Source organism: Micromonospora sonneratiae (assembly GCF_042679305.1).
In the GTDB taxonomy this organism is placed as follows: Bacteria; Actinomycetota; Actinomycetes; order Mycobacteriales; family Micromonosporaceae; genus Micromonospora_H; species Micromonospora_H sonneratiae.
Genome location: NZ_JBHTMP010000109.1, coordinates 1 through 14,031, shown reverse-complemented (window position 1 = coordinate 14,031; position 14,031 = coordinate 1). Strand labels below are relative to the sequence as shown.

Here is a 14,031-nt window from a genome sequence, read left to right as displayed (position 1 = left end):
GCCCCGGCGGTGACGAGTGCGGCGCACAGCGCCGCCACGGCCCCGGCGACCACCGGGACCCGGTTGAGTAGCAGTGTCGCGACCCAGCCGGCCAGCCCGGCCCACAGCCCGGCGCTCGCGATGAGCGCCGTGGCCACCGCCCGTTGTCCCCGTCGGACCGCCCACCAGGCCAGACCGGTTCCGACCGCGCAGGCCAGCAGGCCGACGACGAGGCTTGCCGCATCACGGCTGCGGGAGGCCGGCAACGCCATGACGGCGGTGAGGGCAGCGGCCGAGGCCCAGAGTACGAAGGCGGGCTGGAAGGTAGCCGTATCCCGGTCCGCTGTCACGCGCATCATGGTTCAACAGAGCTGGAGTGGAAGCAAGCGCGGGGGAGCAGCAGGCAGGTGCGCTCGCGGGGAAAACCGCCGTACGTTCGAACTGCCTATTGGGTGCGTTTTCAGGACACAAGTCCCCGGAAGCTACATAATTTCCGTAACTCTGACTTTTGCTGGTTCGAGGAGGCTGACCCCGCAGTCTCCTGGCTCACCGGACGACCGGCGGGGTGATCGATGGCGGCGAGGAAGTACGAAGCCGCCGTCAGCGTGACATCGAGATATCCGGCTCGATCGGAACCTGTGCCGGACCGAGCCGGTCGAGGCCGACCCCCGGCGGCGGTCAATCGGTTCGGAACCCGCTGCCGGGACGAGGCTCTTCGGTTGAGAGGTGAACATGGTGGATGAAACGCAGGATCCTCACGAGGACGAGGGGCGACCTCGGCGCGGCCGACTCAGCCGGAGGAAGAAGATCGCCATCCTGACCACCCTGTTGTCCGTCCTGCTGTGTGGCGGCTTGGCGGCGGCCGGGTTCGGACTGCAGAACCGCTACGAGAAACAGGTGCAGCGGGCCGACATCCTCGAACCGCCGGCCGGGCCGCCGGAGGAGCAGAAGCAGCAGGAACAGGAGCAGGAGAAGAGGGAGAAACGCTGGGAGGACGGACCTCTCAACCTACTCCTGCTCGGCTCCGACTCCCGGTCCGGTGAGCCGGACCAGGCGAGCGTGTCAGGTCAGCGGTCCGACACCATCATGCTCCTGCACCTCAACGCCGCCCGTAACCAGGCCACCATAGTTTCCGTACCTCGGGACAGTTACGTCCACGTCCCGCAGGGGGGCGCCAACTGGTCGGGAGGAATGAACAAGCTCAATGCGGCATTCGCCTTCGGTGGGCCGGCGCTGGCCGCGAAGACGATGACCCGACTGATCGGTGTTCCACTCGACGGGGTCATCGTGGCCGACTTCTCAGCCGTCCGTCAGATGATCGACGCCGTCGGCGGCGTACGTGTCTGTCTGCCGTACGACGTCGTCATGCTCGGCAGTCAGGGCGGGTGGGCCAAGGGCTGTCACCAGCTCGACGGGAACGAGGCGAACGAGCTGATGCGGCAGCGCTACGGCGTGCCCGGCGGTGACTTCGGCCGGATCCACGACCAGCAGTTGGTGATCAAAGCGTTGGTGGAGAAGATCACCAAGGACAAGGTGGCCTTCAACCCGGTGCGCTTCGACCGGCTGCTCACCACCGCCGCCAAGGCGCTGGTGGTGGATCGCGAACTGGACATTCGGAAGCTCGCCATGGCGCTGCGGCACATCAGGCCGGACGCGGTCGAGTTCGTCACGGCCCCGCACACCCGTACCGCCACGATCGAGTCGGTTGGCTCAGTCGTCATCCTCGACGAGGCGAAGACCGGCTCACTCTTCGCGGCGATCCGGGACGACACGTTGAAGCAGTGGGTGGCCGACAACCCCCAGCCGCCGCCGAGCTACTGATCGGTGCGTGGCCCGGGACCTCCGGGTGCCGTCTCCGCGGCCGTGGCTGCCGGCGGAAGGGTGATCCGGTGGTACCGGTGGCAGGCCAGCCGGTCATGCTGAGGGCGGGTCGGCCCAGGTGGCGGGGATGAAGTCGTCCGGTGCCCCGAGTACGGACAACATGCGGTGCCGGATGCTGGCGGTCATGATCGGCCCCCACTCGTACCGGCCGGCCTGATGCACGATCTTCTCGAAGGCGTTGCCCGGGCCACGGTCACCCTCGACGTACGGGATCGCGGCCAGGCCACAGGCGACATCGGCGTACGCCAGCGCCTCGTGGGCCACCCGGTGCAGGCTGGTCGCATCCGGCTGGTTGCGCAGGTACGGCTCGTACCAGGGTAGGTCGACACCGTCCATCGGTACCGGCTGGTGCCCCAGGTCCCTGGCCAACTGCCTGGCCAGCGGCTCCTCCCGGACAGCGTTGATCTCGGCCAACAGTTCGGCTCCCGTGAGGACCTTCTGCGGGTCGATCACCTGGTGCAGTAGGGAGCGTCCGACGACGGTATGCAGGCTGATCAGGGTGATCCGGTCGTAGATGAGCGGGTCGCCCCACCCGCCGAATGCCGACTTGGCCAACCAGGCGGCCTTGGTGGTGTCGCCGTTGTCGGCGTGGTGGGAGATCAGCCAACCCAGTGCCCGGGGCGCGAACTGGAAGTCTCCCGTCGACCACACCCGGTGCATCGCTTCTCGCGCCTGGTCGGGTTCCTGTGCCCGCTGGTGTAGGCCGGCCAGGCCGAACCAGGCCAGCGCGTTGTAGCCACGCAACTCTGGTCTGGCCAGTTCCTCCCACAACCGCGCGGCCAGGGCCCAGTTCGCCGAGGCAACGCAGTGTCTGGCCAGGAGCATCTTCGCTGCGGGTGCGTACACCGGGTGGGCGGTCTCCGCCGCCTGCCGGAGGGCCGTCGCACATCCGCGCAGCGGGTCGTAGCTGCCGCCGTCGACCTGCGCGAGGGCCAGCAGGAACGCCGCCTCGGCGAGGTACGGTGCGCCAGGTGGTGCGGCTACCAGCCGTCCGAGTTGGTCAGTGGCTGACTGTCGGTCCCCGGCGCACAGCGCCTCCCAGGCATCCCGGCACACCGCAGCCCGCCGAATCCGCTCAGCATCAGACACTGCCGCACTCCTCGGATCAGGGGGACACACTCCGGATGTGAACCTACACACTCCGCAGTCGTTCTGGTGTCTGGGGCCAGTCGGGCCGCGTGTTCCGTTCTGCCGCCGCCGACCGACCGGCCCTCATGGCCGTCGACCGGCCGGCTCTCATGGCCGCCCCCGTCAGTGCGCTGTAGGTGGCGGACCGGTGGCGGTTCCGATCCGCCGACCGACTCCGGAATGGCCTGGATGGCCCGGGGTATGACACCGGTAAGCCACGATGACGGAGGAGCAGATCATGACGACTACCACGATGCCGATGCTTGAGACCTATCCAAAGTCGATCAACCTGGACCGGGTCAAGCTCGCCGCCACCATCGATGCCCTGCGATCCTGCACCCAGGCGTGTACGGCGTGTGCCGACGCCTGCCTGAGCGAGGACGTGGTGGCCGAACTGACCAAGTGCATTCGTACGAACCTGGACTGCGCGGACATCTGTGACACCACCGCCCGCGTGCTGTCTCGGCACACCGAGTACGACGCGAACCTAAGCCGAAGCCTGCTGGAGGCGTGCGTGACGGCATGTAGGAGCTGCGGTGACGAGTGCGCCGCACATGCCGGCAGGCATGAACACTGCCGGATCTGCGCCGATTCGTGCCGCGCCTGTGAGCAGGCCTGCCGGGAACTGCTTGCGGCGATGGGCTGACCCACCACCGGTGCCAGACCCGTTACCCGGTTCGACGAAGTCCTACCTGGATCGACGAACTCGCGGCCACGATCCGGGGCTGCGACGGTGTGGGTTCCTGGAGCGATTGCTCTCAGCGTGTCGCGTCCGGGTGTGTCGGCATGGAGGATCCGCCTGAGCTGCTGCCCGACGCCCCACTGATCATCCCGGATCCGTCGTCTTCGGTCACGATGTCCGGCTTGGGCGCACCGGGTGCCGGCGGCGGTACGTCGGTCTCCGCCTCGACCTGCACCAGCGGGACCTGGCCGGCCTCGTCCTCGGCGTGCGCGGGGTCGACCGGCTCCTCGCCGTCGCGTGCGCGATAGTTCATCCCGTCCCCCATCGGTTTTGTGCCGTCCCGGTGCGACGGCATTCTCAGCTACCCGACATCGCAGCAGTGAAACGTTGCTGGCTACCACACATGCCCGGGATCCGGATGCCGTCCCGGGCGTTGCCGCTGCCATTACCCGGTCTCCGCGTCGCGATGCCACACCGGATCTCACGACGAGGATCGAAGAAACCGGGTACGGACAATGTGAAACTCGGTCATCGTCCATGCCGGAGCAATTCTGTCCGTGCCGGAGACGCGATAATCAGGTTAGACGCCAAGCAGGTCTGTCAGGTCGTTCGCGTGGTCCTCCTCTTCCTCCAGAATCTTCTCCATCAGTCGGCGCGTGGTCGGGTCGGCATCTCCGATCCACCGAATGATCTCCTGATAGGCGGAGATGACAATGCGTTCGGCTACGAGATTCTCCTGGAGCATGCTCTTCAGATCCGTTGCGGCCGGTGCGGAGTATTCCGTGATGGCCCGCCGGGCGAGCCCTTCGGGGTCGAAGTTCGCCACGCCGCCAAGCTGATCGATCCGGTCGGCCGCGCGCAGGGCGTGCTGCAACTCCTCGGCCGCGTGCTTCTGGAACTCGGTGGCCACCTGGAAGCTGTCGATGCCCGACGCGGCGATCGAGTTCTGGGTGTAACGCAGGTAGCAGACGATCTCAGTCGCAACGACCTGGTTGAGGATGTCCAGCACCGGATTGGTGTCACCGCCGTAGGTCGCGGTGACCGGCCCCTCCTCCATCCTTTGGCGCGCTTCGTCGCGGATCTTCGTGACATCGAGTGCGAACTGGTTCGGCATGGCATTCCTGTCTTCTTGCTGCCGACGGATGTGCTTCGATGGCCTTTCCGGGCAGGCTGAATCATGCGGTTGTTGGCTGGGTGGACAAAATCCTATGCCATGCAGAGGTGTCGCCGAGCTCGTTCATGTGGGTCGCTTTCCTGAAAAGCGTGGGCCGGGTGCTGCGGGTGAACGAGTTTGCTTCATGTATGCGCCAGTCAGGTCCAGTGGTGGTGCCTCGTCATGCAGTCCTGAACGGGTGATCGGGTGCAGTTCCTGGCCTCGGTGGCGAATGCTGTCTTCGGCTTGGCGCGTTGGCCGTGCCGTCGGAGGTGCGCGCCGCGCGGGCGCTCGCCCCGAGGAGGCTGACGCGACGAGTTCGACGAGGGTTGACGCGACGAGGTCGGCGGGGGCGCGACGAGTTCGGTGAGCGGCCGATGTCCAGGTCGTGGTCTTTTGTCGATCTAAATCGATCTACCGATGCATATCGCCGCCTTGTGGGCTGGGGTGGCATATCGGTGGAGATGGAAGTCGGCTCGAAGGTTCACATGTGTGAACGTCTCTTGACGGGGCGGCGGCCATCCCCTTAGCTGATGGTTACTCGGGCAGTAACACGAGTTAATACACTTGTTGCCCTCACCCCCAGGAGCCACAGTGAACCGAAGAATCGCGTTAGGCGGTGGAGCTGCCCTAGTCGCAGCCGCCATCGCACTGACACTGGTCGGCCAGTCGGCGATCGCCGGTGTCAACCTGTCGAAGGACTCAGCCGGCCGACCCGCTGATCCAGCCGAGCCGAGCCTGGCGATCGCCCCCGAGGTCGCCGCCGACCGGTTCCTCGACTCGACACCAGCCTCAGTGCACAGGTCCGCGTACGACGCGTTCGACCGACGCTCGGTCATCCGACAGGACCGGTTGCAGTACGTCGCGTACGAACGGACCTACCGGGGACTTCCGGTCCGTGGCGGAGACTTCGTCGTCGTCACCGACGAGGCCGGCAAGGTGCTCAGCGTCAGCGGGGCACAGGAGACCGAACTGGACGTCGCCACCACCGCCAAGGTGAGTGCCGCGGACGCCGCGAAGGCGGCCCGGAGTCAGATGACCAGCATCACCACGGCCTACCCGCCCCGGCTGAGCGTACTCGCGCGGGGCAGCGGACGACTGGCGTACGAAGTGGTCCTCGAGGGGCGGCGAGCCAGCCAGCAGAGCAGGTACCACGTGTACGTGGACGCGACCACCGGTGCGGTGCTGCCCGAGGAGTCGTGGGACGAGGTCTTCGCCGCCAGCGGCAACGGCTACTACAACGGACAGGTCACCTTCGACACGTCCGGCTCCGGCTCGTCGTACTCGATGAGTGACCCCAACCGACCCGGCCTCAGCTGCGGCGGCCAGAACGGCCAGACGTACACCAAGACCACCAACACCTGGGGCAACGGCCAGGGCACCAACCTGGAGACCGCCTGCGTCGACGTCATGTACGGCGCGCAGAAGGAATGGGACATGCTCAGCGCGTGGCTCGGCCGTAACGGGATCAACGGCTCCGGCCGCGGCTTCCCGGCCCGGGTCGGCCTCAACGAGGTCAACGCCTACTGGAACGGCTCCTTCACCAACTTCGGCCACAACCGCGCCAACACCGGCCAGGCCACCTCGATGGATGTGGTCGCCCACGAGTACGGCCACGGCATCTTCCAGACCACTCCGGGCGGGGTTGGCAGCGGCAACGAGAACGGCGGGCTCAACGAGTCCACCGGCGACATCTTCGGGGCGCTGACCGAGCACTACGCCAACAACCCCAACGACCCGGGGGACTACGAGGTCGGCGAAGAGATCAACCTGACCGGCACCGGCCCGATCCGCTACATGTACCAGCCCTCGCGGATCTCCGGACACCCGAACTGCTACTCCAGCTCCATCCCGAGAACCGAGGTGCACGCCGCCGCCGGCCCACAGAACCACTGGTTCTACCTGCTGGCCGAGGGCAGCAACCCCGGTGGCGGCAAGCCGAGCAGCCCGACCTGCGACAACTCCACGGTGACCGGCATCGGCATCCAGAAGGCCGGCCGGATCTTCATGGGTGGGCTCGGCCGCAAGACCTCGGCCTGGAACCACGCCGCCGCCCGGCTGGCCACCGTACGCGCCGCCATCGAACTGTTCCCGAACAGCGCCGTCGAGTGTGCCACCACCAAGGCGGCGTGGAGCGCGATCAGCGTCAACGCCTCGGCCAGCGAGCCCACCTGCCCGACCGGCGGCACCAACGACTTCGCGATGACGTTGAACCCCGGTACGGGCACCGTCACGGCCGGCCAGGCCGCCACCACCACGGTGACGACGTCGGTCACCTCGGGTAGCGCACAGAACGTCACCCTGTCGGCCAGCGGCCTGCCCAGCGGAGCCACCGCCACCTTCACCCCGGCGACCATCCAGTCGGGCAGCACCTCCAGCCTGCGCATCGCCACCTCGGCGGCGACCCCGGCCGGCGTCTACCAGGTGACCGTGCTCGGCGACGGTGCAGCCGTCGACCGTACGGCCACGTACAGCCTGACCGTCGACAGCGACGGCGGACCCGGCGGCCCCGCACCGGACATCAGCGTCGCCAACATCAAGACGCACCTGAACCAGTTCCAGACCATCGCCACCAACAACGGCGGCAACCGCTACTCCGGCCGGCCCGGCTACACCGCATCCCTCCAGTACGTCGAGCAGCGGCTACAGGCCGCCGGCTACACCGTCACCCGACAGACCTGCACCTCCTGCACCAGCGGATCGGTGAACCTGATCGCCGAATGGCGCGGCGGTGACGCCAACCAGGTGCTCATGCTCGGTGCCCACCTCGACGGCGTGGCCGCCGGACCCGGCATCAACGACAACGCCTCCGGCTCGGCCGTACTGCTGGAGGTCGCCCTCGTGCTGGCCCAGCAGAACCCGACCATGACCAAGCGGGTCCGGTTCGCCTGGTGGTCCGACGAGGAGCAGGGCCTGCGCGGCTCGGCGTACTACGTCAACCAGTTGCCCGCCACCGAGCGTACGAAGATCAAGGCGTACTGGAACTTCGACATGGTCGGCTCCCGCAACGCCGGCTACTTCATCAACAACATCACCACTGCGGCAGCCGCGCCCTTGAAGGCGTACTACGACTCCATCGGCGTGTCGACGGAGGAGAACGTCGAAGGGGCCAACCGTTCCGACGACGCCTCCTTCCGTAACGCCGGCATCGCCTCCAGCGGTATCGCCGCCGGTGCATCCGCCCGCAAGACGACGACACAGGCCCAGAAGTGGGGCGGGACCGCGAACGCGGCGTACGACTCCTGCTACCACATGTCCTGCGACAACATCAGCAACGTCGCGGACACCCCGCTGGACCGGGCCGCCGACGCCGTCTCGTACGGCATCTGGAACCAGGCCGTCAGCACCCAGCCGGCCAGCGACTTCTCCCTCGGTCTGAACCCGACCTCCGGTACGGTCACCGCCGGTCAGTCGGCGACCACCACGGTCAACACGCAGACCACCTCGGGCAGCGCGCAGACCGTGGCGCTGTCGGTGTCCGGCCTGCCGGCCGGTGCGACGGCCTCGTTCAACCCGTCGTCGATCCAGTCCGGAGCGTCGTCGACGCTGACCGTCAGCACGTCGGCGGCGGTGCCAGCCGGCACCTACCCGCTGACCGTGCTCGGTGACGGTACGGCGGTGGACCGGACCGCGACCTACACCCTGACCGTGCTCAGCGACGGCGGACAGGACACCTTCTCCCTCTCGCTGAACCCGACCTCGGGCTCGGCGGCACCGGGGGGCTCGGTGACGACCACGGTCAACACCCAGACCACCTCCGGAAACGCGCAGACCGTGGCGCTGTCGGTGTCCGGCCTGCCGGCCGGGGTGACCGCGTCGTTCAGCCCGTCATCCATCCAGTCGGGCGGGTCGTCGACGTTGACGATCACCGCCTCGGCGGGCGCGCCGACCGGTACGTACACCCTGACCGTGCTCGGCGACGGTACGGCGGTGGACCGGACCGCGACCTACACCCTGACCATCACCGGAAGCGGTGGCTGTGGCGGGGTTCAGGCCTGGGACGCCAACACCCCGTACTCCCCGGGTGACCAGGTCTCCCACAACGGCCGGTTGTGGAACAGCACGTGGTACTCGACCGGGGCCGAGCCAGGCGCACCCGGCTCGTGGGCCGTCTGGGCCGACGCAGGCGCCTGCTGATCAGGGGCCCGGCCTTGTTGGCCGGTGCTGATCTGGCACCCGGTACGCGGTGAACGCCTAGCCCCGTTCACCCGGAGCCCGGCGGTGGGACCTCAGCCCCACCGCCGGGCTCAACCCTTCCCGTAATCTGGCCGGGGCTGCCCAACGCCTGTCCACCTGTCCCACCGACCCGGCCGGCGATCCACCCAACCCCGGGTAGCTTCCGTTTACGGCGGTCAGCCCATGTCGACGGCGTACGCCTCCGCACACACGTCGGCATCCGGGTGTCGACGCAGTCCGATCAGCAGATCCCGCCACGGTGCCTTCCACCCGAAGCTGGCCCCGTGCCGGACCAGTGCCACCGCGAACAGTCCACCGGCGAGGTCACCGCGTCCCGCCAGCCGCGCGACCGTGCCGGTGAGGAACGCCAGGTCGACCCGCTCGCGGAGGCCCTGCAGGCGAGTGCCGACGCGGTCGGCGGTGCGGAGCGCGAGGACGGGCCGACCCACACACAGTCCGGCGACCTCGTCCAGATTGTCCAGCCGGCCGAGCTCGACCAGCAGCCCCGTGGCCGTGCCGGCGAAGGCGGGATGACCAGCGAGCCGCCGCGCCGACTCGACCAGCGCGGTCCGATCGGCATTGGCCGGCCGGCTTCCGGACCGGACGACCGCGCCGCGTGCGAGGAGTTCGATGCGGCGTCTGGCCGGACGGTCCGAGACCGGGTCGCCAGGATGATCATCGTCCGCGTCGCGGTCCACGAGCCGGGCCAGCGCGACACCGAACACCGCGTCGCCGCCGGCCTTCAGCAGGTTCGCGACCTCGATCTGCGACATCGTCTCGCCGAGGTCGGTGAGCCGGTCCACGACCAGTTCGGTGATCCCGGCCAGCCACGGCGACCATTCCCCGAGCTGGCCGAACGCGGTGCGCCGAACCTCCCGGTCGCCGACGCGACAAGCCTCGACGATGAGCGCACCGTAGCGCGGCCGGTGCCGTTGCGGGATCGTGTACGGGTACGCGCCCAGGACCGCGCGCCGCTCCTCCCGGCTACCGCCGACCGCAGTCCGCAGGATGGTCCAGCTCGCCTCGGTCTGTAGCCGCTGCCGGGCGGCCGAAACGATCGCTGCCCGCACGTCGCGGTGTGCATCCGGGTTCTTGTACGCGTCGAGCAGCGTCGCCATAACCTGCGGCGGCCCGTAGCGTGCCAGCACCCGGGCTGCCTCCTTGCGACTCGTGATCTTCGCGGGACCGGTCACCACCTCGCCGAGCACGTCGGCCAGGCGGGACGGTGCGACGTACCGGGCAGCCCGGCCGGCCGCGTACAGCGCGACCCGCGCCCGATCGCCGTCCGCGTACCGGAGCAGCACCGGCAGTGCCTCGGCCGGCCGGTCGGTCCAGACCAGGGCGCCCAGCGCCGCCTCGGCGATCACCACCTCGGAGTCGTCGAGGTGGCGCAGCACCAGTTCACGGCCTGCGTCGGGGATGCCGGCGGCGGCCCGGATCGCCGACGCACGCTGCCACACCCCCTGCCCGGTGTCGGCGATGATCAGTTCCTGCAGGTCCACGAAGCGGGCCTGCTGACGCGGCAGCCAGCGCTCGGCGTGAAACGCCCGGCCGGGCACCCATCGCGTCCCCGATTCCACGAACCGGCCGTCCGGGCGACGGTCCAGCACCCGGTCGAGCAGGTCGGTGCGGGAGCCGCAGATCGTCGCCCACACCTCGCGGATCGTCACCGCCGACGCATCGACATCGAGCACCTCGGCGACCCGGGCCGAGCGCGTACGCGGGTCGTCGAGCCACAGCCCGATCGCCGTCCGGGCGATCGAGGGCAGCGTGTCCGGGCCGATCGCCCGACGCAGCAACTCCTGCAGCTGCGGCAGCCGCCAGGCGCGCTTGCCGAGCGCGTGGGTGAGCACGAAGAGCGGACCGTACCGGCCGCGCGTCATGCCGGCCTCGACCCAGCCGCGCAGCCGCTCGAAGACCATCGTCTCCTGCCCGCGCCGCAGCACCGTGTCGAAGCGGTGCAGTACCGGTACGCTCGCACCGGTACTCACCAGGTCGATCGTGAGCAGGGCCCACTCGCGAAGCTGCGGCACGGCCACATGGTGCCGCAGGACGTCGGCGGCGAGCGTGCTCAGTGCCGCCGTGGTGGCGGCGGAGGCGTCGCGGGCGTCGACCGCGTCGGTGGTCAGCTGGCTGAGCCCGGCTGCCGTGTCCACAGTGAGCAGCGGCGCCACCTTCCCCAACGCGGTGAGCGCGGCGGCCCGTACCGGATCCTGTTCGTTGCGCAGCCGGCCGAGCCGGACGACCACCTCGGCCACCGCCTGCGGGTCGCGGGAACGGCGGGCGGCCTCCACCAACAGCACGTAGCCGTGCGCCCGCTCGTCGGCGTCGCCCGACCGCAGCGCGACCTCCAGCGCCGCGGACGCGTCCGGCCAGGCCAGGTAGGCACTCCAGGTGCGTACCTCGGACTCCCGCTCGCGGATTCTCGCCAGGTCCAGCACCCGGGTCGCCTCACGGATCCGGACCGTGGCCGGTAGCACCTCCATGATCTCGGCAGCCGGGATCAGCGCTGCCGTGTCGGCCTCGGCCAGGGCCCGGTTGTACAGCTCCTCACGCCGGCTCGGCGCGACGGCGTCGAGCAGCTTCGCCAGCGCCCAACTGTGTTCCCGGAACCGGCTGGCGAGCGGTGCCAGCTCGTCGGTGGACAGCGCCGCGAGGCGGCGCAGCAGGGCCGGCGGCAGCACGGTCCGCTTCAGCCAGGCTGCTCGGCCGGGCGTGGTGAGCAGACGGGCGACGCGACGTGCGTCGTGTGCCGCGAGCATTCCGTACGCGTGGAGCGGGCCGGGCAGCGACTCGTCGGGTGCGTACCGTTCGAGCAGGTCGAGCACAGTTGCCGGGTCACATCGCAGCACTGCACCGGCGGCCTCGCCCCAGACCCTCCCACGCAGCTCGGGCCCGGCCACGGCCAGCCGTTCGCGAACCCGGTCCAGCAGGGGGCCGGAGTGCCACCGGACCAGCCGTTCGAGTTTGAGCGCGTGCTCCAGTTCGGGCAGCAATGTCCGTACCGTATCGGTGCCGCAGGCTGGCAGCAGTGCGGCGGCCTCCTTGTCGCCGAACTGGGCACGGATCTCGGTGATGAGCGCGTCGGCGACAGCCGGCGCATACCTGAGGCGCAGGGCCCGATAGACATGGCGCCGCTCCACCGCCGACCGGTCGGCAACGTCGCCGATCGGGATGCCGGCGCGCACCGCCGCAGTGAGCGCGGCACCCCTGATCGACGGCTGGGGGTCGCGCACCGCTGCCCCGATGCCGTCGGTGTCCCGGGTCACCAACGCGGCAACCAGGGCGAGATTCCGTTCGTAGGGGCCCTGCTCGCGCAGGTCGGCGCAGACCCGGGCACGGTCGGGCGTGGTGCGCGCCCATTCCACGAGGCGGTTCATCCGCGCGGGGTACGGAAGCGGATCGAGCAGAGTCAGCAGGGCACGGGTGGCGGTGAGCACGGCGTTCATTGTGCCCGCGAGTGAACCGGAGCGAGATCGGTTATTGCTGTGCTCGGCGGCCTCGGACGGCTATGGGCGATGCGTGGATGTCACCGTAGAGATCCCGAAGAGGATCCCGAGGGTTTGAAAGTTGCTGCTCGGCAGTACTGCCTTGCTGGTTCCGGCAGCCGGGCTCAGCGGCCGACCTGCGCGAAGGGAGTCCACCGGGCGGCTCGGTCGCCATCGACAATGGACCGGAGGCGGACGGCGAACTCCGCAGCGATTCCGGTCGAGCTGGCGAGTAGCGGGACAGCGGCGGCAACCATCTTCAGTTCGCGGGCGTCGCGTAGCAGGGGCCAGTCAGGATCGGCGGTGACGTCGTAGCCATAGGCTGCGGCGAGGGCGGAGTGGGTGCCGGTACGGCCGAACCGGACTTCGCCGACGGCGACGGCGGCGAGGTCGGCCTGCCAGGGGCCGAAACAGGTGGCATCGAAATCGCACAGCACCACCCGGCCGGTGGGCTGGCGAAGCAGATTGCCGACATGGGCGTCACCGTGGATCAGCCGCCCGGGTGCGCGGTTGTTGAGGGCGTCGACCCGGGGGCCAAGACAGTCACACCAGTCAAGCAGGAAACCTCGGTCGCTGTCCTTGAGTCCTTCCGCGTCAGCGATCCGCCGACGCGCGTCACCTACCGGATCCCACGAGGGCACCGGGAACGGTGGAACACCTAGCGCATGGAATTCGCGGAGGGCACGGCCGAGGTCGTCCACCGTGGGCGCTTGCGGTGTGGGTGGGACGTACAGCCAGACGGAAGCCAGCAGGTCACCCACCTGGACCGGTTGTGCGATGGCAGGCGCGAGTCGGACCGTCGGGGCGTCGACCTCGGCGAACCATCCGGCGAGTCGTACGACCTTGTACACGCGGTCGTGAAGTTGGTGGGTACGGGCAATGCGGATGACGAGCCCGGTATCGGGCAGGGCGTATACGGCGTTGTTCGTCAACCGCAGTAGGTGTGCGTCATCGGCTGCCACACCGAGGTGACCGGTGATCTGGTGCATGGCCGTAGCCATGGCCTGCTCGGTGAAGCGGCCAGTCGTTTCTGTCATGCCACGGGCCGTCCGATCGAGGCGAGGGCGTGGTCGAAGTCAGCGACCTCAGGCGGGTGGTGGTGCCTGATCAGATTACGGCTGAGGTTGCATATCAGGTCGACGATCTACGGTAGACAACCTTCGTGGAGAGCCGATCGTATCCAAGGCAGGCGTAGAACTTCTGCGCCTTGCCGTTTGTCTGTGTCCGTGGTCCACTCCAGACGGGAACAGCGGTTTTCGGCCGCAATCGTGGCCAAGATGCTCATCAACAGGGTTCCGATGCCACGTCGGCGATGCGTCTTGCTGACATACGGTTCCTTCAAGTAGAGCGACCGGGTGAGTCCGACAGCGGGCCACAGGAAGGTGTACGAGGCGAGGCCGGCTGCTGTTTCATTGTCCCGGGCTAGTGTCGCGTAATCGTTGTCGCCTTTCTCAAGATCGGCTTTGAGTGCCCGAACAGGTGGCGGCCACCCTTGGCCTGCTGCCCTGAGCATCCTGTCGAGCTGCCCCGCTTGCGCGCCCATC

At 68.6% G+C, this 14,031-nt stretch carries 10 protein-coding genes; 3 read left to right on the top strand and 7 right to left on the bottom strand.

Annotation, left to right across the window (positions count from 1 at the left end):
• Nucleotides 1-329, bottom strand: a 329-nt coding sequence (locus ACFQ4H_RS33455) for a hypothetical protein (RefSeq protein ID WP_377579046.1), incomplete at its 3' end; no start/stop codon positions are given.
• A 385-nt stretch (nucleotides 330-714) separates the two neighbouring features.
• Between ACFQ4H_RS33455 and ACFQ4H_RS33450 the strand changes: the two genes are divergently transcribed.
• Entirely contained in the window at nucleotides 715-1,800 is a 1,086-nt protein-coding gene (locus ACFQ4H_RS33450) for an LCP family protein (protein WP_377579044.1), read from the top strand.
• A gap of 93 nt (nucleotides 1,801-1,893) precedes the next feature.
• On the opposite strand, the gene ACFQ4H_RS33445 is transcribed toward ACFQ4H_RS33450, so the two are convergent.
• On the bottom strand, nucleotides 1,894-2,949 hold the full coding sequence (locus ACFQ4H_RS33445) for a hypothetical protein (protein ID WP_377579042.1): 1,056 nt from the start codon (nucleotides 2,947-2,949) through the stop codon (nucleotides 1,894-1,896).
• Nucleotides 2,950-3,226: 277 nt separating this feature from the next.
• Here ACFQ4H_RS33445 and ACFQ4H_RS33440 point away from each other — a divergent pair, with 277 nt between their 5' ends.
• Nucleotides 3,227-3,634, top strand: a complete 408-nt coding sequence (locus tag ACFQ4H_RS33440; protein WP_377579040.1) for a four-helix bundle copper-binding protein — start codon at nucleotides 3,227-3,229, stop codon at nucleotides 3,632-3,634.
• Nucleotides 3,635-3,746: 112 nt separating this feature from the next.
• On the opposite strand, the gene ACFQ4H_RS33435 is transcribed toward ACFQ4H_RS33440, so the two are convergent.
• Both ACFQ4H_RS33435 and ACFQ4H_RS33430 read right to left on the bottom strand, forming a co-directional pair.
• Complete coding sequence (locus ACFQ4H_RS33435; RefSeq protein WP_377579038.1) at nucleotides 3,747-3,983, bottom strand: preprotein translocase YidC; 237 nt, start codon at nucleotides 3,981-3,983, stop codon at nucleotides 3,747-3,749.
• Nucleotides 3,984-4,250: 267 nt separating this feature from the next.
• A complete protein-coding gene (locus tag ACFQ4H_RS33430) occupies nucleotides 4,251-4,784 on the bottom strand; it encodes a ferritin-like domain-containing protein (protein ID WP_377579036.1) in 534 nt (177 codons plus the stop codon).
• Nucleotides 4,785-5,417: 633 nt separating this feature from the next.
• Here ACFQ4H_RS33430 and ACFQ4H_RS33425 point away from each other — a divergent pair.
• Nucleotides 5,418-8,960 (top strand): M20/M25/M40 family metallo-hydrolase, encoded by a 3,543-nt coding sequence (locus ACFQ4H_RS33425; RefSeq protein ID WP_377579034.1) that lies wholly within the window; start codon nucleotides 5,418-5,420, stop codon nucleotides 8,958-8,960.
• Nucleotides 8,961-9,175: 215 nt separating this feature from the next.
• On the opposite strand, the gene ACFQ4H_RS33420 is transcribed toward ACFQ4H_RS33425, so the two are convergent.
• From ACFQ4H_RS33420 to ACFQ4H_RS33410, 3 genes are all read right to left on the bottom strand, one after another.
• On the bottom strand, nucleotides 9,176-12,448 hold the full coding sequence (locus tag ACFQ4H_RS33420) for a hypothetical protein (protein ID WP_377579032.1): 3,273 nt from the start codon (nucleotides 12,446-12,448) through the stop codon (nucleotides 9,176-9,178).
• A gap of 164 nt (nucleotides 12,449-12,612) precedes the next feature.
• Complete coding sequence (locus ACFQ4H_RS33415) at nucleotides 12,613-13,524, bottom strand: aminoglycoside phosphotransferase family protein (RefSeq protein ID WP_377579030.1); 912 nt, start codon at nucleotides 13,522-13,524, stop codon at nucleotides 12,613-12,615.
• 107 nt (nucleotides 13,525-13,631) lie between these two features.
• Nucleotides 13,632-14,031: GNAT family N-acetyltransferase (locus tag ACFQ4H_RS33410; protein ID WP_377579028.1), on the bottom strand; the 400-nt coding region annotated here is incomplete at its 5' end.